The organism is Candidatus Odyssella thessalonicensis L13 (genome assembly GCF_000190415.1).
Classification (GTDB): domain Bacteria; phylum Pseudomonadota; class Alphaproteobacteria; order Paracaedibacterales; family Paracaedibacteraceae; genus Paracaedibacter; species Paracaedibacter thessalonicensis.
Window position 1 is genome coordinate 84,573 of record NZ_AEWF01000005.1, and the last position, 17,480, is coordinate 102,052.

Annotated in this window: 16 protein-coding genes and 4 pseudogenes; 12 read left to right on the forward strand and 8 right to left on the reverse strand. The window is 42.2% G+C overall.

Features of this window, described 5'->3' with window-relative positions; all coding sequences use genetic code 11:
• Positions 1–142: 142 nt before the first annotated feature.
• Positions 143–709, reverse strand: coding sequence for a recombinase family protein (locus tag HMO_RS0109200; RefSeq protein ID WP_010301873.1), 567 nt, complete (start codon positions 707–709; stop codon positions 143–145).
• 320 nt (positions 710–1,029) lie between these two features.
• Here HMO_RS0109200 and HMO_RS0109205 point away from each other — a divergent pair, with 320 nt between their 5' ends.
• The 5 genes and pseudogenes from HMO_RS0109205 (at position 1,030) to HMO_RS15245 (ending at position 4,890) form a co-directional block, all read left to right on the forward strand.
• Positions 1,030–1,245, forward strand: coding sequence for a hypothetical protein (locus tag HMO_RS0109205; protein WP_010301878.1), 216 nt, complete (start codon positions 1,030–1,032; stop codon positions 1,243–1,245).
• Positions 1,246–1,290: 45 nt separating this feature from the next.
• Positions 1,291–1,910 (forward strand): annotated as a pseudogene (locus HMO_RS15240) (recombinase family protein).
• Between the two features lie 413 nt (positions 1,911–2,323).
• Positions 2,324–3,358: a hypothetical protein gene (locus HMO_RS0109215; protein WP_010301887.1), complete on the forward strand. Its 1,035-nt coding sequence runs from the start codon at positions 2,324–2,326 to the stop codon at positions 3,356–3,358.
• An 86-nt stretch (positions 3,359–3,444) separates the two neighbouring features.
• A complete protein-coding gene (locus HMO_RS0109220; protein ID WP_010301890.1) occupies positions 3,445–3,822 on the forward strand; it encodes a hypothetical protein in 378 nt (125 codons plus the stop codon).
• A gap of 525 nt (positions 3,823–4,347) precedes the next feature.
• Positions 4,348–4,890: pseudogene (locus HMO_RS15245) on the forward strand (recombinase family protein).
• 282 nt (positions 4,891–5,172) lie between these two features.
• Here HMO_RS15245 and HMO_RS0109235 read toward each other — a convergent pair.
• Positions 5,173–5,526, reverse strand: a complete 354-nt coding sequence (locus tag HMO_RS0109235; protein ID WP_010301893.1) for a DUF488 domain-containing protein — start codon at positions 5,524–5,526, stop codon at positions 5,173–5,175.
• Between the two features lie 332 nt (positions 5,527–5,858).
• Positions 5,859–6,326: pseudogene (locus tag HMO_RS14535) on the reverse strand (IS6 family transposase); the annotation flags it as partial.
• A 67-nt stretch (positions 6,327–6,393) separates the two neighbouring features.
• On the opposite strand from HMO_RS14535, the gene HMO_RS14540 reads away from it, so the two are divergent.
• Complete coding sequence (locus HMO_RS14540; protein WP_075261240.1) at positions 6,394–6,858, forward strand: recombinase family protein; 465 nt, start codon at positions 6,394–6,396, stop codon at positions 6,856–6,858.
• Between the two features lie 207 nt (positions 6,859–7,065).
• Positions 7,066–7,575 (forward strand): hypothetical protein, encoded by a 510-nt coding sequence (locus HMO_RS0109250; protein WP_010301900.1) that lies wholly within the window; start codon positions 7,066–7,068, stop codon positions 7,573–7,575.
• Positions 7,576–7,888: 313 nt separating this feature from the next.
• On the opposite strand, the gene HMO_RS14545 is transcribed toward HMO_RS0109250, so the two are convergent.
• Entirely contained in the window at positions 7,889–8,635 is a 747-nt protein-coding gene (locus HMO_RS14545) for an IS6 family transposase (RefSeq protein ID WP_010301903.1), read from the reverse strand.
• 755 nt (positions 8,636–9,390) lie between these two features.
• Here HMO_RS14545 and HMO_RS0109260 point away from each other — a divergent pair.
• Positions 9,391–9,963 carry a hypothetical protein gene (locus HMO_RS0109260; RefSeq protein WP_010301905.1) on the forward strand — a complete coding sequence of 191 codons (573 nt, stop codon included), beginning with the start codon at positions 9,391–9,393 and terminating at the stop codon, positions 9,961–9,963.
• Positions 9,935–12,148 carry an autotransporter-associated beta strand repeat-containing protein gene (locus HMO_RS17580; protein WP_010301908.1) on the forward strand — a complete coding sequence of 738 codons (2,214 nt, stop codon included), beginning with the start codon at positions 9,935–9,937 and terminating at the stop codon, positions 12,146–12,148. The genes HMO_RS0109260 and HMO_RS17580 overlap by 29 nt, the downstream gene beginning before the upstream one ends.
• Here the strand turns inward: HMO_RS17580 and HMO_RS0109270 are convergent.
• The 4 genes from HMO_RS0109270 to HMO_RS0109285 all read right to left on the reverse strand — a co-directional run bounded on the left by HMO_RS0109270 (position 12,117) and on the right by HMO_RS0109285 (position 15,461).
• Entirely contained in the window at positions 12,117–12,887 is a 771-nt protein-coding gene (locus HMO_RS0109270) for a hypothetical protein (protein WP_010301910.1), read from the reverse strand. The two genes, HMO_RS17580 and HMO_RS0109270, sit on opposite strands and share 32 nt — an antisense overlap.
• Complete coding sequence (locus tag HMO_RS0109275; RefSeq protein WP_175282107.1) at positions 12,884–13,369, reverse strand: hypothetical protein; 486 nt, start codon at positions 13,367–13,369, stop codon at positions 12,884–12,886. The genes HMO_RS0109270 and HMO_RS0109275 overlap by 4 nt, the downstream gene beginning before the upstream one ends.
• Before the next feature lie 151 nt (positions 13,370–13,520).
• Positions 13,521–14,225, reverse strand: coding sequence for a hypothetical protein (locus HMO_RS0109280; protein ID WP_010301916.1), 705 nt, complete (start codon positions 14,223–14,225; stop codon positions 13,521–13,523).
• Between the two features lie 24 nt (positions 14,226–14,249).
• Entirely contained in the window at positions 14,250–15,461 is a 1,212-nt protein-coding gene (locus tag HMO_RS0109285) for a hypothetical protein (protein ID WP_245528671.1), read from the reverse strand.
• 782 nt (positions 15,462–16,243) lie between these two features.
• On the opposite strand from HMO_RS0109285, the gene HMO_RS0109290 reads away from it, so the two are divergent.
• From HMO_RS0109290 to HMO_RS17675, 3 genes and pseudogenes are all read left to right on the forward strand, one after another.
• Entirely contained in the window at positions 16,244–16,486 is a 243-nt protein-coding gene (locus HMO_RS0109290; protein WP_010301922.1) for a type II toxin-antitoxin system Phd/YefM family antitoxin, read from the forward strand.
• A gap of 7 nt (positions 16,487–16,493) precedes the next feature.
• A complete protein-coding gene (locus HMO_RS0109295; protein ID WP_010301925.1) occupies positions 16,494–16,754 on the forward strand; it encodes a Txe/YoeB family addiction module toxin in 261 nt (86 codons plus the stop codon).
• A gap of 109 nt (positions 16,755–16,863) precedes the next feature.
• Positions 16,864–17,462 (forward strand): annotated as a pseudogene (locus HMO_RS17675) (recombinase family protein).
• Positions 17,463–17,480 lie beyond the last annotated feature (18 nt).

A 17,480-nucleotide genomic window follows, 5' to 3' on the forward strand; every position in this document is an offset into this window, starting at 1 on the left:
ATTAAGAATTAGCTAATTTATAAAAATAGAAATGAAGATCTCAGGCAAAGTTAAAAGAGGGACTTTTAGAAAAAACTGCAAGGCACAATAGAAAATTTAAAGCTGAGAATTATCGAGTCTTATTAACAGAGTATGGTGCCAGTTAAGCAGAGTGACGGCCAAGCGCATCGTATAAGGTAGCCCGCTTGACGTTAAAGTTGCGGCAAATGGCAGCTTTACTGGTCCCCCCTTTTAGGGCCTCTAAGATCGCTTCCATTTTTTCATCGTCAATGACTCTCGGCCTTCCACCACGCCGTCCTCGTCTTTTAGCTGATTCTAAACCCGCTATTACTCTTTCGCGCGTTAAAGCTCTTTCATATTGAGCTAGGGCTCCGAAAAGGCTAAAAAGTAATTCTCCATGAGGCGTCGTCGTATCCATTTGCTCTGTTAAAGAGCGGAAGGAAATGCCTTTTTTGTGCAGGGTGGTAATAATGTCAAGAAGATGGGTTAATGAACGGCCTAAGCGATCAAGCTTCCAAACAATTAGGCAATCTCCCGATTGGAGAAATTCTAAAGCTTTTTGTAAACCGGGGCGTTTATCTTTTGCCCCACTGGCTTTGTCTTCAAAAATATGCCGAGGATCGACTCCTGCTTGGAGGAGAGCATCGCGTTGGAGGTCAGTTGTCTGGCGATCACCTTCTGAAGACACCCGCATATAGCCAATGAGCATCCGAAAAACCCTTATTTGTGCATTTTCCTACATTCTATCAAAACGGCTAGGTTTTTCATATAGTTTTTTAAATCTTTTGGCTCTAGGGTAAGAGGTATAGGGTGGAATGACGTCAAACATATGTTTTACGACACCCGATTAGAATTTTTATCACTTGAACGATCGTCTTTATGATGAAGTGTTTTGGTCTTTTAAGTGGGAATTATTATTAAAGTACTTTTTATCTTTTGCTAATTATCCCATTTTAAAACTCTGCTGTCTTGTTTAAAAGGATTTTATGCTTTATAAAATAAACAAAGATACAAAGAGAAAAAAGCAAAATGGAAGAGATTGTTTTACGGCCAGATTCGAAAGGGAGAATTAGCTTGGGAGAATTATCTCAAGGAGTCAGTAGCTACCGGGTTAGAAAAGGAGAAAATGGACAATTGATCTTAACTCCTTATACGGAGATCCCTTTTTCAGAAAAGTGGATTTTTGAGAACAAGGAAATCCTAGAAAAAGTTAAGCAACAGCTTCAGCAAGAAAAGCCTGAATAAGATAGTAATAAATATTTAAAAGCTTATTTAAAGTAGGTGGGTTTTATGCTGATTGACTATATGCGCGTTTCCAAAGTAGACGGGTCGCAGGTACTCGACTTGCAAAAAGATGCGCTGTTAGATGCTGGAGTGGAAGCAAATTCTCTTTATGAAGATTATGCCAGTGGTAAATTGGACGAACGGCCCGGCTTAACAGCCTGCCTAAAATCTCTTTGAGAAGGAGATATGCTGGTGATCTGGAAACTGGATCGATTGGGTAGAAATCTACAGCACCTTATTAATATTGTCCATGAGCTGCAATCCCGTAATGTTGATCTTAAGGTCTTGACTGGCCAAAGAGCTGTATCGACACCACAGCCTTGGCAGGCCGCCTTATCTTTAGTATTTTTGATGCTCTGGCTGAGTATAAGCGCGAGCTGATTTCGGAAAGAACAAAAGCAGGCTTAGCAGCAGCTCGTGCACGGGGACGCAAGGGAGGCAGGAAACATAAAATGACAGTCGCTAAACTGCGTCTAGCTCAAGCAGCCATGGGCAAGCCCGAAACGAATATAGCTGAGCTCTGTGAGGAACTTGGCATTACTCGCCAAACCATTTATCGCCATGTTGGCCCACAAGGAGACCTTCGACAGGATGCTCAAAAGCTATTAGAGCAGAAGAGAGGATAAAATAAGATCTTAGTTAATTATTTCTATCGACCCCACAGTATTGCTTTCACAGCAAGCCTCTCATTTCTTAGAATAAGCTTCTCCGTTCATTATTTTTTTACTAAGGCTCAGTTATCTTTATGGTTGAGAGAGGTAGGAGAGCATGAAAATAAGTATCTTATTATCAAGCTTAATTATCAAGCTTAGCTTTTTTATCAATTATAAAACCAGTATACGGTAATTTACCGAGCCTGCAAGATCACACTCAAGCATGGCGTCAAATTTCTGAAGGGTCCTGGAGATTACAGGAACTACATCGAGGCATCATAACTGTTGCTGATTTCTTAATTGACTCGTTTGGCCAATATCCAGAACTTGATCGTCGAAATATTGTAAGATTCTACTTAAATCACCCGCATAACCCTGTTAACTGGTTGGGGCTTCTTGGTACTCCCAAAATTGACTTACTTACTACAGATAATGCACGAACCTGGCAAAGAAAACTTAATCTGCGCGAGTTCTTCAGGTTCAAAGATATTTTCACGCACAATCCTAACTTTATAAATGATAATAATTTTGAAAATGATGATGTGGTAAAAGCAAGATCTTTGTGCGGTACCTTTGCCCATAGAGATGTAAGAGGGCGCTATATCCCTTTATTTACTGGAATGCTAATGGCAGGGCAAGTGTATTTAGAAGGCCAAGCAGCAGATAATGGCATTTATCACATCCATACGTGCCTCCATGGTTTTTCCGGAGAACAAATAAATACTATCTATTTCATCCCTTATGGTTTGCCACTTACTGATGACTTTGCTTTTCAGGTGCAACATATTTATAGAGACCAGAATACTCAGCAACGTATTGCTCAAAACCAATTAGATGCCTATTCACAAAATAATGATAATCCTTATAGGCATCCAGACTACAGCATGGCTGCTATTAGCGCACGTTCTGTAGGGAGCCAGACGCTTAAAGAAGCACTCTTTAATAATAACATTCCTAATTTCCCGGCAGGGAGAAATGATACACAGCTACCCACTCTTACAGGTTTTCAGGGAGATTTCACCCTGACAAATAATGGAATCAACAGAATATTTGTAATTGGCAGAGCTTCGGAGCCTCAAGCAGAATTGCAGAAGAATTTTGCGGTGGTAACAAATCTTACCGCACCTGTCCCTCTTCAGTCTACCACAGCACTTGTACTTGAGAGGAGATCCTATAAGAATGACCCCGATACTAATGGGGATCCTACTGATATAAGAAATCTTTTTAATAGTGAATTCACCTCAGATTATCCCACTTATCCCGGAATGAGTGGAGGGCCAGTCTTACAATGCAGGTTAGTAAACAATAATGAGGTTCAAAGGCTTTGCCGCCTTGTCGGAGTTGATTGGGGTAGTGAGAGAATTTTTGATATTAATGATAACTTGATAAACCTGAAATCTATAGTAAGCTCGCTTCAGTAGAGGTCAACTTTATACGTAAATTTGTTAAATTTAATAATTACCATACTCTACGTTATTGATAATAAAATTATTGTTAGGAGGCCCAGATGAATAAATTGACAAAAAGGCTTATTGTAGTTTTCTTAGGAGAGATTGCTGCTGTGAATTCCATGGAAGTAGATTTCAGCGGAGATATATATGAACCCTCACAAATAAAACAAAAGGTAGATGAGGGAAAACTAGAAGAAGAGCGGCTGCACAAGGGCAATAAGATAAACATTAATGGAAAAACATATAGGCTTTATGTCTCGCAAGAGCTGCAAGAAGGAGTCAAAAAGGATCACCGTTTAATAAATGCTTTATCAGCCGCTATAGATAATGTTCAAAAAGAACAAGATATAGATGAAAAGGTTATGGGGTTCAACTTTGTATTATTTAAAGGAAAAATTTATACAGAAGCATTCTTAGGAGAAAATGCGAAATAGCCAGCAGAAAGTAGTGAAAGACAGAAGACCTCTCTTTATTATCTTTAACTAGGATCTGATCTGCTAATTCTTAAAACACTTCTTGCAAAGGAGATCAAGCTTATCAATGAGAATCTCTTATCGCTAGGAGCATGTGGCCTAATATTCTAAATGCACTCAAGCAAAACAATATCTGTCTTCAATAAGTTTGAGATTATAATTATAGCCATAATGTGGCAAAAATACTCAACGAAGTAAGGAATAGTCGAGCGTGAACTTTTCTTTCGAAATAAGTGAATTTCTCTTCTGAATTTGACAATTCCTGCGAAAAACTTTCTTAATCTATCTCAAAAATTGGAGGATTAGCTTTTAGAAATGGGCCGTTTTATAAGACATGATTTGCAATCCTTAAAAAGTGAACAATATCAGAACAAAAAAGTCTTGTTTACTGATCTTCTTTTCATAGTACTTTAGACTCATAAAACCTATATATTTATAAGAATTTATGGAAAAAAAACTTTAGGACGATTGGTCGGCTATGTTCGGATGAGTATCACCGAGCAAGATCTGAGTTTGCAATTAGATGCTCTTAAAAAAGCCGGCTGTAAAAAGGAGCTCATTTTTATTGATAAAGCGTCGGGCAGCAAAACTGACCGACCCGGTTTAGAAAAATGTTTAGCAATTTTAGAACCGGGCGATACTTTGCTTGTTTGGCGTCTCGATCGGCTGGGATGATCCATGTCCCATCTAGTTAACCTAGTTCAATCTTTATTTGAGCGTAAAATTGGCTTCTGATCTCTATGTGATGGAGCCATTGATACAACGACAGCGTCAGGTGAATTAATATTTAACATCTTCTCCGCCATGGCTCAGTTTGAGCGACGTCTTATCCAAGAAAGAACCCGAGCGGGTCTCAATGCGGCTCGGGCCAGAGGAAGGAAAGGGGGCCGCCTACCCTTAAACCCAAAGGACCCCCGCATTATTAGTGCTAAGAAATTACATCAAGATAAAACGCTAAATATCAATGAAATCTGCAGCACCCTAAAAGTTTCCAGAGCTAGTTTTTATAGATTTCTAAAAGAAGGTTGAGCAAATAAGCGTTTTATATATCAAGCTTATTAAGGCGCTATTCTACATCTATTTATAAAGTTCAAAAAGGTTTAAAATAAATAAGGGATAACTATTACCTCATTTCCTAAATGCAACTTTATGATAAGCAGTATCCGAGCCTAACTTTATTGCTTCCTCAATAGCCTTAAAACAAGCTTGGGCCAGAGATTCTTGTTGACTCTGTTGCAACATTGCTAACTTTGAGACGTGCATAGATGCCTTAGAAAGGTTTTTCCAGTATGCTTGCTTTATGGAGATTATCTATTTTAAATGTCGGATGTATTCTTTTAATGCTGCTGCATTGTTGAACCGTTCTTCTTTAGCTCCATAAAGAAGAGTCACATTTTGAGCTTTAAGAGATCTGATGATTGGTTGGAGATAATCTTTTTTAAAGTCTAATTCTTTATTATAGCGGTTGCAAAATTCAGTCCATTTCTCTGGGTCATGATTATACCATTTCCGTAAAAATGAGCTTGGAGCTACTTCTTTAAGCCACAAGTCAATGTGAGATTTTTCTTTGCTAATACCACGTGGCCAAAGGCCATCAACCAAAACTCTCAACCCATCCTCATTTTCAGCTGCTTGATATATTCGTTTGATTTTTAGCTCTGCCATGGCCTTATACAGTAACTAAGTTTTTGCTTTTTTATCCTATATTTCCTTCTTTTAAAAGTTCAATGGTAAAATAATAAATTTTTTAGTTTATAAAAATCTTATAATTTTTAATATAATTATATATTAGGGTCATTCACTTTGTAGTGAAATAGGTACCATCAACTTAACAAAGCAGCAAACGGTGCTGTTGCAAAAAGTTATAAAGGTTAGGAAAGAGGCAGGAAGTATATGTAACTAGGCTGTATAGAGACCAAATTGCCTCTCTACCAGACGCACCTCTCCCATGAGTCCTTGTTCATAGTACCATGCTCTCATCTGACCTTTTCTTCGTGTGGGCAAGTACCCTCTTCCTTGAGCTCCTTGGTTGCTACATGATAGGAAGCTGCTTTATCTGTATTGATTATACTTGGTATTTCCCAGTCTTTAGGCTTCCTGAGAGCTGTAGATAGAAAGCACTTAGCTGCATTGATGTTTCTTCTAGAAGGTAGATAGAAGTCTATAGTGCGCCCATGCTTATCAACGGCTCTGTACAAGTGCTTCCATTGTCCCTTGACTTTAATGTATGTCTCGTCAACCCGCCAGCTACGGCCAAGAGAGGGGCGCCAATAGTAACTCAACCTTTTCAATATTAAAGGGGCATAATGCTGTACCCAACGATATAGGATGATATGGTCAACCTCAACGCCCCGCTCAATCATCATCTCTTTCAGATCGCGGTAGCTAATCCTATACTTACAATACCACTTTACACAACCTAAGATTATTGCACCTTGATAGTGCCGCCACTTAAAGTCATTCATAGCAACCCTGCTAGCTTTTTATTTAATCTAGGAAGATCTCAAACTTTTTATAACAGCGCCCATTTTTATTGATAAAGCGTCGGGCACCAAAACTGATTGGCCGGGTTTGGAAAAATATTTAGCTATTTTAGAACCAGGTGATGCCTTGCTGGTTTGGCGCCTCGATCGGTTGGGCCGATTCATGTCCCATCTGGTTAACTTAGTTCAATCATTATTTGAGCGTAAAATAGGGTTCCGATATTTATGTGACGGAGCCATTGATACCACGACGGCTTCAGGTGAACTAATATTTAACATCTTCTCAGCCATGGCTCAGTTTGAGCGACGTCTTATTCAAGAGCGGACTAGGGCGGGTCTCAACGCGGCTCGGGCCAGAGGAAGGAAAGGGGGGCGCCCACCTTTAAACCCACCTGACCCACGTATAATTAGTGCCAAGAAATTACATCAAGATAAAACGCTAAGTATCAATGAAATCTGTAGCACTCTAAAAGTTTCTAGAGCCAGTTTTTACAGATTCTTGAAAGAAGGCTGAACCCCCCATCTATCTTCTTCTACAACAGAGCCCATTATAGGCAGTGTGGAGTTTTTTAAAGCGGAGTCTTATCTGTTCCCTCAAGGCAGTAACTCAGCACTGCCAATAATAGCGCCTTTTTAATAAAATTAAATTAATATAAAGTTATAATATCCCTTTTATAGGGAAATTTTCTTCGCATTACTCTATTAAAAAGGGGATTTTCATATGGATTTAACTAGGACATCTTTAATAATTATGCTTGTACTCTTTGCTACACCTTCCTCTACCATGGAGCTCCCTGCTACAATAATCGCCGGAAAACAGCAAAAAATTTGCGAGGAAGAAGCGTTTCAAGGAAAGGTTAGTAAATTTGTTGGGAAGAACGGCTATCATAACCCCAACGCTCAGACCAATGTCACCAAGTGCAAAATAGAGGGCGAGAATTTGGTCATAGTTACCTCACATATATTTTCAAATTCCATGAACCCAGAGTATAGAGAGGTGGTAAAGAGAAAATCTGTATTCAAGAATAATAAAGTCTATCTTGAAACAATTATAGAATATTTAGAAGGAAATTTAACTCCTGCGGAAGCTCTAGCACAGTGTCAACGAAAGTATGACATCCCCGGAAAGCCCTTATTGAGAAACCCTGCTGCTATATTTTTATGGTCTGCGCCCGGGTATAAGGATAGGAATGATACTCAACGCCACCCCGTATTTGTCCCTAAAAAATAGAGTTAACAGGCAGAGGAAGAGGGTTATTCTTTTCTCGGCTCTGATGCTTGTATGTTGACAGAAGTCTTAGCCGTAGCTGTGAGTAATAAAAATCTACGCAAACGTTGGTCACTTTTATCTTACCATCTGCACGGCTCGGCGGACAAAGGAGAGGAAGTAAGAAGATAAAATAATCCTCTCATTATTATAAAAAAACATCATAATGCACTTTTGGCCGTTTCCTGGCTAGAGCTCCAATTAATCTCAATCATCTCAGTGAATACATTGAATTATGAGTCAGAAATATCCCCTCAACTAGACACCGTCAACTTAACTAATAAAGGGTAGATGGAGGGTGGGAACTGTTAAATTTAGACACAAAGAAGCTGTAGAGCCGCCTCCAGCCAAATAGCCTTGGCGGCAGAGAAAGCAAATCGCTGATCAGGTGCTTTATTTCATACCGACCAACTTCCACTGAAAAGATATTGCGGACCTTCCCCATCAGGGACAATAACCTTTGAACGCCAAGAGCAGACTTAAATTTTATCAAGCATTTTTCTTTACGGCGAGTCGGTTGATGGGCGTTGTCAATACGATTGTTAAGCCGCTTGTGGATCCTATGATTTGCTTGACGGCACATGAATTGGATCGGCTTTACATAACTTTTCAGTTTGTCGGTCCCAATAACCCTTGGGGCTGGGTATGTTCCCAATAATCGGCTTAGGAATCTGATAGCAGATTTCTTATTGCGTCGCTTTTGAGGAAAAACATCGAGCTCCCTTCTGTCGCTATCGACAGCTCTCCATAAAACAAACATCTCTCCATTAATCTTAAGAGCTATTTCATCCAGATGCCATTTATTACTTGGTTCTCTCTCATGCTTCTTGATGACATCTCTAAAATGAAGAGCGAATTTAATGCACCATTTCCTGACTGTCTCATGACTCAGGGTAATTCTTCGAAAGGCTAGTTGTTCCTGAACATCTCTATAATTATGATTGAAACGGTAATAAAGCCATACGGCTTGGCTGATGATCGAGACGGGGAAGCGGTGACGTTTAGGAGTTTTGCTTAAAGACATGACGGAATCATACCAGATTTATTTTCTCCTTACTCTATCCTTACTTTGCTGCTTTGGTAAGTTGACGGTGCCCTTGAATGATGAGCAGTTATAACCTGCACTTGCGTCTTCTTGATTCGTGATTATAACTTCCTTACAACCACAGTAGCAGAGCTTGCTTTTCTTGCGCTAAGTTGCTTCCCAATCTATAGAGAAAGCTGCACGTTTTGTAATAAGCCTTTCTCTCAATGCAAACAATTGCTGTAGGGGCAATTTCTTTATATGCTACAATTTTTTCTATTAATTATGCACTGCCTTTTAAAGGTTAAATAATATATATTATTCCCCCCAAAATTATAGGCGTATTCCTTATTAGTTGTTGCTTCGTTAATTTAGAAATTTTTACAAATCTTCTATAGGCGCTCAGGTTATCCCACGTATTGTTGTCTTGACTCACAGAGCTTATATGTAAAATCTGTGATCAGAGGGAAACAGAGCGTGGCATACCAGGATTATTAAGATCATTCTGATGCGAGTTCGTTTTTCCCTTTTGTCCCAATTTATTTCGTACGGTAGCATTAGAGCCTCTCAATATAAACTTTGAGAGGCCTACTCTTATACTTCCCCTACCGTAGAAGGCTTATGTTACTGGGTATGATATACATAATATTCCATCAGAACCCAACTTTTGAATGGTCTCCATTAACTAACTCCTTGTTCTATCTTCCTATAGCAAGCTAAAATTTTATATAAAATTTATTTTTTTGGGGGTTGGTATGGTGAATAAAGGTCAGATCGCACGGGGTGCGGCTGCTGTAAAGGTTGTGACGGTGGCATTGGTGTCTTGCTCTTGGTCGACCTTAACCTTGGCAACCCAGACTTATACAGTGACGGTGGGCACTGATACCCCCACATCTCCCATCATCCCATCGGGGGGTGCACCAGGTACCGGGTATGACCTGCGGGGCGCAATCCTGGCGGCTAATGCTTCTGGGTACAGCAGTATTGCCATCAATTTCAGCTTTGGCTCAGCGACCAAAATTACACTTGGCAATAACCTGCCGATGATCTCCAACTATACTACCAGCGGCGCGCCGATGACCCGTACATGGACATTTAATGGTAATGGCAATACCACCATTGATGGCGCCAGTAGTTATCGCGGGTTTTTCTTAAGTCAGATCCCAAGTTCCACAACCAAACAAGACTTGGATTCAGCTAATAACAGTACCTCCTTCACCCTCACTATCCAAAACATGACGTTACAGAATATGCGCGCTCAGGGGGGAGCTGGGCATTCTGGTGGGGGGGGGGGGTGGTATGGGGGCAGGCGGAGCTGGGTTTATTAATGGTTATTCGACTGTGACTTATAATAATGTCACCTTTACAAACTGTTTGGCGGTAGGAAGAGCTGGGAATAATAGTATTAACTCTGCTGGTGGGGGTGGTGGTATGGGCGGCAATGCAGGAGGTCCGGGGATTGGCGGCGGTGGTGGGGGAGGGCTTGGTGGTAATGGTTCTAGCTCTGCTACGGCAGGGGGAGCGGGGGGTGGTATTGGTGGTAATGGGGGAACCTCCTCGACTGGTGGATGTGGCGGTGGGGGGTTTGGTGGAAGAGGAATTGGGCAGATTATAAACCCTGCAATTATCCCTTTATTCAATAATATGTATGCAGGAAACGGCTGCAGTGGGGGAAGTGGCGGAAATTATGGCGGCGGCGGTGGCGGTGGGGGAACCGGGGCTAGTGCTGGAAGCAACGCTTACACCGCTTACAATGGCTCAGACGGTAGGGGGGGGAATGGCGGTTCGTCCATGTCATGCGGCGGCGGCGGTGGCGGTATCGGCGGGGTTACCACTACCAATAGTGAAGGGGGGAACGGCGGCTTTGGCGGCGGTGGGGGCGCAAGCTATGCTGGCAATGGAGGAAATGGCGGCTTTGGCGGCGGTGGGGCTGGCGGTATAGGTTCCGGTGTTGGGGGCTTTGGCGGCGGCGGTGGCGGTGGCGCTGGCACTTCCAGCGCAGGTGGGTTTGGGGGGGGCGGTGGCAGTTCCAGCCATACCACAGGTGCCGTCGGCGGCTTTGGCGGTGGTGGTGGTTGCGGCGGTTCCAGTAACAGTGGCGGCAGTGGTGGATTTGGCGGTGGAACTGGAGGAACTAATGCTTATGGCGGCGGGGGCGCTGGGTTTGGTGGTGCCTTGTTTGTCCGCAAAAATGGGACGTTAACTCTGCAAGGACCTATTACCTTTAGCAGCAACAGTGTGATGGGTGGAGCGGCGGGGGGCGGCAGTGCTACAGCCGGACAAGCCGCGGGATCTGACCTATTTATGATGGGTGGATCGACGGTGACCCTGGACTCCACCAATAGCAATATTACTAGCAATGGCTCCATTGCCGATGACTATGGCAATACGGGGTCCACTGGGGGGCAACTGACCATTCAAGGAACCAATAAAGTGATCTTGAATGGCGCTAATACCTATGTCGGTGGCACGTTATTAAATAGCGGGACCCTGGCTGTAGGTAATAGCAGTGCTTTGGGAACGGGAACCCTTATCTTAAATGGTGGGACCCTGCAAGCGGCGGCTAATTCTTTAACGACCAGTGTCCCGATCCAACTCAATAATAATTCATCAATCGATACGCAAGCCTATACGTTCACCTGCAATGGGGCCATCAGTGGCACTTATAACCTAACCAAGGCCGGCAGCGGTACACTGATTCTCACAGGTTCAAGTGCCGGTTATTCCGGTGCTACGCTCATTAATGCCGGGACATTGACTTTAGATACCGGTGCCTCCATTGCCACCAGCTCGGCGGTTCAATTAAGCCCAGGGGCCACCTTCGACATCTCAGCTGGCAATCAAACCATTCAGGATCTCAGCGGCACCGGCGGGACGGTTAATTTGGGTAGTTCTACTCTGAGAGCTGGTACATCCAATAATACCACGTATAACGGCACTTTTTTCGGCCCAGGCGGGGTTATCAAACAAGGTACCGGGATCCTGACCTTAACCAACACCAGTTCCCACTTGGGCCCGACGCTGATTGATGCCGGGGAGGTGAACCTTAATGGAGCGTTCAGCAATTCTCCGGTTACCATTAACCCTGGCGCCACGTTGTCGGGCAATGGTACCGTTTATAGCTTAGTAAATGCCGGTATTGTGGCGCCGGGCAATTCCATTGGCCAGATGGGGATTTTAACCAATTATGATAATCCTTCAGGCACCTATACCTGTGAGGTGGATGCGGCCGGCCAGTCGGATTTAATTGTTGTTGATGGCACGACCACCTTAGGCGGCACGCTATCGATTCAGCCCTTACCCGGAGCCTATCAATCGGGTACCCCTTATATCTATACCGTTTTATCGAGCCCCAATACTCCGATTAACGGCACCTTTAATACTGTTACAGGGACCTCGCCATTGTTCTCATATACACCAACCTATGAGCCTAATGCGGTGCAATTGACGATGTTTAAAACTTTTAATTTTAGCCAAGTGATTACCAGCGGCAATTATGCTGCACGGCATTAAGGGCAGCAGCATGAGCGGCGTCGACGTCCGCTTTAAGGGCTTGAGCGGTTATCACCGCGGCAATCTGAGCATAGGCCTTGATGGCTTCCTTCTCCATAGCATAAAGGGATTTGCTCAGGGCCGCATACTCTTCGGTACCAGGGGTGAGTCCTTGTTCGCGAAGCTTCCCAGCGATCCGGTTAAGAGCAGACGGCATCAGGAATTCACCCACAACTTCCGCCGTGACAGCCCCTAAAGCTCCACCTAAGGCTGCGTCTTCGATCTCTTTGGAGCTGGCGCCGGATAATTTGGCATGGACAGCGCGGGTGGCAGCGCCCAGGGCCGCATGCATCGCCTTATGAGAGATGTAGTGGATTATATCAATCTGCTTAGCTTGATAATCTTGACTGACCTCAGCGGCGCGTTTACCGCCAATGGCCTGCGCCCCCATTTGTGCAGCAGTATTGACCACCAAGTTAGTACCCGCTTCTTTAGCAGCTTGGCGCCAATCACCATAGACAATGCCTTGGCCCACCATACTTGATAAGTTTTCCACCAAACTTTGCTGCAAGGCTCCTACCCAACCGTCCCCTGCTACCGGTAGGCCGCCCATTGCCGCGCCGCCGACTAATGCTTGACCGACAAGCTTGGCCTTTAAACTTTTTAAGGCTTCTTTACTAAAAGTATCATGGGCGGCTTTGTCAGTTTGACCGCGATGTTCAATGGTATTGATGCCCATATTGGTGACAAAGGTGGTCAAAGTGGTGGTAATCGCCCCCCCCCAATAATAACTCCTATGGTGCCGCCAATGGTTGCTGCAGCAGCATTGCCTAGAGCTGCTAACGGTCCCCCAGCGCCAGCCGTGGCAATCGTCATAATAATACTGGCAACAATTCTAGCAGCTTTGGTCATTCCTTGATGGGCAAAGCGGCCGGATTCATGGCGTTCATCAACCCAGACTTGGGTGACATCATCGCGTTCATCGAGAAGTTTGAGCCATTCATAGCCGGGCTTATTGCTGTAATCTTTGAGGCGTTTCCACTCGCGCGGACGGCCCTTGTCGACATCACCGTCGGCGCGGGAGTGCTTTTCTGTGACCATCTCGACAACGATTCCTTCTGGGGTTCTAAACTCAACGCCCCCGCCTTCAGGGAAATGGAACTGGCAGGGCAGACGGTCCTCATCATACTCAAAGGTTTGGGAACGACATTGCCAAATGGCCTCTTTCGAGTGTTTTTTCACCTCCACAAAGTCGACATTGAGGGCCGTCAAAAGGCGAATCAGACTTTGCTTACTCTCGACGATGGTCTTAACGGCGTGAACAGTGGTGCCAACGGACGTGACTGGACCTTCACTACCAAAGTAAACCGTTTCAAGGTACCCTGTTCCGATGTTAGGACGGACTTCCGATGTCCTGCCTGATGGCTATTTCTTTTTTTATTCTTTCATGAAGAATGTCGGCGATTATTTCATTATCCAGGCATTTAGGGAAACAATTGTGTACCATTCTGAGTTGAAGTGTTGCCTTAAGAGAATTTTTATAAGCCTCTGCAAGAATCTTTACATGTTCTTGAAATCCTGGAAGATCAACCAAATGCGCATATTTGCCATTCACATAATTACGCATATCTTTTTCAGCAAGCTCTATAATTTTGCTAAAGAAATTATCCTCTAGCCTCTTATTGATTATCATTCCTTTAAAGAGCTTGAGCATACCCTCGTCTCCTTTTAAACCCATCTTTAAATCGAGCTCTGCTTTTTCCAGAAGAGTTTTATTTACAAGAGTAGTACATCCTTTATACTCATAAAATAGAGCTAATTCATATAGATCACCCGATCGATCTGGCGCCTCACTATCTCCATGGAACTCCGAACCTTTTATTGATTCCAATATATCCGTTTCATAAAGCCACTGTTTTTCTTCCTCAGTCAAAGAGCTGAGGTCGGCATTAGGCCCTGCTTTTTCTAATATCATTCTAGAAATTTCCCGATTTTCTTCAGGTCCTTTTAATTGGGAACCAATATCGTCTAAACTAAATACTAACCCCGCTTTCACGACCATACCGACTAAACCTATTATTAGCGTCTTATATTCCATTGCCTAATTTCCTAACTTATAATTTTATTGTTCTTTTGTGGGTGCATTTCCAGCCATCAAGAATAGGGGCGTATCTGGAGCCTCTATATTAAGCTCCTCACTATATCCCCTCGTGGGTCTTTTAATCCCAAAACTGTAAAGAGCAGAGTATAATAAAACTTTTCCTAAAAGGATATCCGCATTAATTCCTACTCCTTCAGTTAAGCTTTTATCTAAAAAGTCTTTATGTTCCAGAGCCTCAAAAAGAAGTGGTCTACAATGGGTACAACAATCATTGCGCGAGACCATACTTAATATACATAATTCCGGAATAATATCTTTAGGTAGTTTAATAGTATGCATTATTTCACTGAAAGTAGGAGATAAACTTTCCCCATTAGCTTTCCTTGCAGGATGCCCCATTATATAGAGTAATATAGGTTCTTCACTATGGAGCCAAAACTGGAATGCGTGCTCATTACTATGCATCAGAGATTCTTGTTCTGCTTGTAAAAATTTGTCGCTTAGACGATCTTTAGCAGAAGCTTTAATAAAGAAGGGCTCCAATTTTTTTCGGATAGGCTTATAATTTTCTTTCCATAAACTCTCCCAGCCAAAATAACTGCTAATTGAAATACAGGGATCTGGAGAAATATGAGATATATTCCTTTGAAGCCTTAATGCCTTTCTTTTTGCATTTGCATCATTATATCCACTAAGAAATAATATAGGAATTGATGCACCAGTCGCCTCATAGGTTTCTCCTACCTTGTATACCAAGTCAATTCTTGCCCGAATATAGTTAGTGGAGTCTTTGGTGGGGCCTATGAGAGTTACAATCTCCTCTATTTGTCTACCCATAGCTAAGTGCCAATCTTTAATTTCCTTGGAAAGCAATACACCTTTATAAGAGAGTCTAAAGGTTTCTATGCCTCTCTTTTCATCACCTACCCAAGTCCCAATACCAGCTGATTCTTCAATGAGAGTTTCTCGAAGGGGAGTTATTGGGCTCTTCGGCTCCTCTTCCTCGTCCTCTGAAGCTTCTCTTTCTTCTTCACTTTCAATTCTTGGTCTTTTCGTAAGGATAGGTTCTTCTGGTTTCTTAGCTTGGCTATCTGATGGTACTACCGTTTCCTCGTGAGGCCGTTTGGAGGCAGAAGTTTCCTGTTCAGTATTTTCATTGCTCAGACTAAGACTTATTGAGAGGGTAAACAAAGATAAGACGATGAGGCATTTATAGAGATACTTTTTAAGCATTTTAAACCTATATAACAAGAAGCCCTGCAAAGCAGACCTCCTTGTTATAAGTACGCCTTTATAATTTTCAAGAGATTAAAAGAGAATTTTTTGCCTGTAGCATAAATTTAAACATTTAATGAGGGGTATGTGTTTATCATTTTGAACAAATGCTCGAACTGTTCAGGAATATAAATTCAATTGGATTGCCAGGAATTTCTTGGTTTTCCAATAAGAGGGAGTCAGATAAAGAGGATTGGGTGCCTTCTATCTGAGAAGATGAGATGGCAAGGTCTAAGTTCTTAGTTATCCACCGTCAAGCTTTTCCAATTACAAGTTATAATAGTTAATAAATAGTAAATACAAGGGATGTCCTGTAACCCGCTAAAACTGCCAACTTCAAGAGCTTGTATTGTCTAAATATGCGTGGATAATTTTAGTTATCCACATTCTTTTTAATTCATGAAATCTTTTATCTATAGAATTTGTCTTCTATAAGTAAGCATACAAACTTCTAAGCTATAATTATGGTTAACCTCTGATACTACCAAATCTCATTCTCAGTATAATATTATATAGTATGATATTATATTTAATAAAATGAGGTAGCTAAAAACAACTGCCTAGATGAATAGAAAAACATAGTTGTTTTTAAAACAAAGAAAGCCAATAGATGAGGTGGTGTGCGGGAAAGTGCAGGAATTAGGGTTTAGATGTTGAATAAAAGCTAATAAGATCCTTGACGTACGAAATAACGTACCTATATTATAAAATATAAGAATTATATTAAGAGGAATAAGTAAATGACAACTTTAACAGTAAGCGAAGCTAGAGCCAACCTTTACCGTCTTATTGATGAAACGAATATGAGTCATCAGCCCACCCTTATTAAAGGGAAAAGAAATAACGCTATATTAATTGCAGAAGATGATTGGCGCTCTATTCAAGAAACCTTATTCCTCATATCCATTCCTTCTATGCGGGAATCAATACAAGAAGGACTTAAGATACCCATTGAAGAAACTTCTAAAGAATTAAAGTGGTAAGGTTTACGTGTATACTCTTCACTTTACCAAGCAAGCCCAAAAAGATGCCAAGAAGATAAAACAGGCAGGCTTAAAAGAAAAAGCCTTACTTCTTTTGGAAGTAATAAAGGAAAACCCTTATCAGAATCCCCCTCCTTACGAGAAGCTGGTAGGTGATCTTAGAGGGGCCTATTCGCGACGAATCAATATTCAGCATCGTCTTATTTATCAAGTAGAAGATAGTCTTAAAGCTGTGAAAGTTATTAGGTTAGGGACACATTATCAGTAAATACTAGAGCAGAAAAATATTATTTTTAGGGTGTACATTAGGAGTACCGGCAATAAAGGTGTTTTTATTATCCATAATACCATTTATACTGTACTGGTTTTAGAAAACCATATATACAGTATCGAATGAGCAGGATGCCAAGCGCGCAAAACAAGCACTGGAATCATTTGTTGCTGATGCCAATTCGGTAATCAGCGGCTGGTTCATTGAAAATGAAAGCGGGCACCATTGAAAAGGCCTGAACTCTTTCGCTTACTAGATATCGCGCAACGCGGAGACATCCTTCTGGTCGAACAGGTTGACCGTACCAGCCGCCTCAATAGCCAAGACTGGGAACTATTGAAATCACAGATTACCGGTAAGGGCATTATTGTAGTAGCCTTTGATTTGCAAACCTCTCATCAGTTTATCAATACCAGAAGCGATGAATTTACGTAACGGATGCTCACCACTATTAACAGCATGATGCTGGATGTGCTGGCAGCTGTCGCCCGAAAGGATTATGAAGATCGGCGGCGCAGATAGTCAGAAGGCATCGCCAGAGCTAAGATGAATGGCAAATATAAAGGGCGCACTGCTAACCCTAAACGACAGGAAAGTATTGCCGCACTTTTGAACGCAGGTAAAAGCTATACCGATATTGTGAATATTTTCGGATGTTCACGATCTACAATCTCAAAAGTACGCACATCTACACACAAACCCTAATTTCTGCACTTTCCCGCA

Coding starts and splice junctions, on each gene's coding strand:
- HMO_RS0109290 (WP_010301922.1), top strand. CDS start 16,244: ATGACAACTTTAACAGTAAGCGAAGCTAGAGCCAACCTTTACCGTCTT.
- HMO_RS0109205 (WP_010301878.1), top strand. CDS start 1,030: ATGGAAGAGATTGTTTTACGGCCAGATTCGAAAGGGAGAATTAGCTTG.
- HMO_RS17580 (WP_010301908.1), top strand. CDS start 9,935: ATGGGGGCAGGCGGAGCTGGGTTTATTAATGGTTATTCGACTGTGACT.
- HMO_RS0109280 (WP_010301916.1), bottom strand. CDS start 14,225: ATGGAATATAAGACGCTAATAATAGGTTTAGTCGGTATGGTCGTGAAA.
- HMO_RS0109235 (WP_010301893.1), bottom strand. CDS start 5,526: ATGGCAGAGCTAAAAATCAAACGAATATATCAAGCAGCTGAAAATGAG.
- HMO_RS0109200 (WP_010301873.1), bottom strand. CDS start 709: ATGCTCATTGGCTATATGCGGGTGTCTTCAGAAGGTGATCGCCAGACA.
- HMO_RS0109250 (WP_010301900.1), top strand. CDS start 7,066: ATGGATTTAACTAGGACATCTTTAATAATTATGCTTGTACTCTTTGCT.
- HMO_RS0109285 (WP_245528671.1), bottom strand. CDS start 15,461: ATGCTTAAAAAGTATCTCTATAAATGCCTCATCGTCTTATCTTTGTTT.
- HMO_RS0109220 (WP_010301890.1), top strand. CDS start 3,445: ATGAATAAATTGACAAAAAGGCTTATTGTAGTTTTCTTAGGAGAGATT.
- HMO_RS14545 (WP_010301903.1), bottom strand. CDS start 8,635: ATGTCTTTAAGCAAAACTCCTAAACGTCACCGCTTCCCCGTCTCGATC.
- HMO_RS0109260 (WP_010301905.1), top strand. CDS start 9,391: ATGGTGAATAAAGGTCAGATCGCACGGGGTGCGGCTGCTGTAAAGGTT.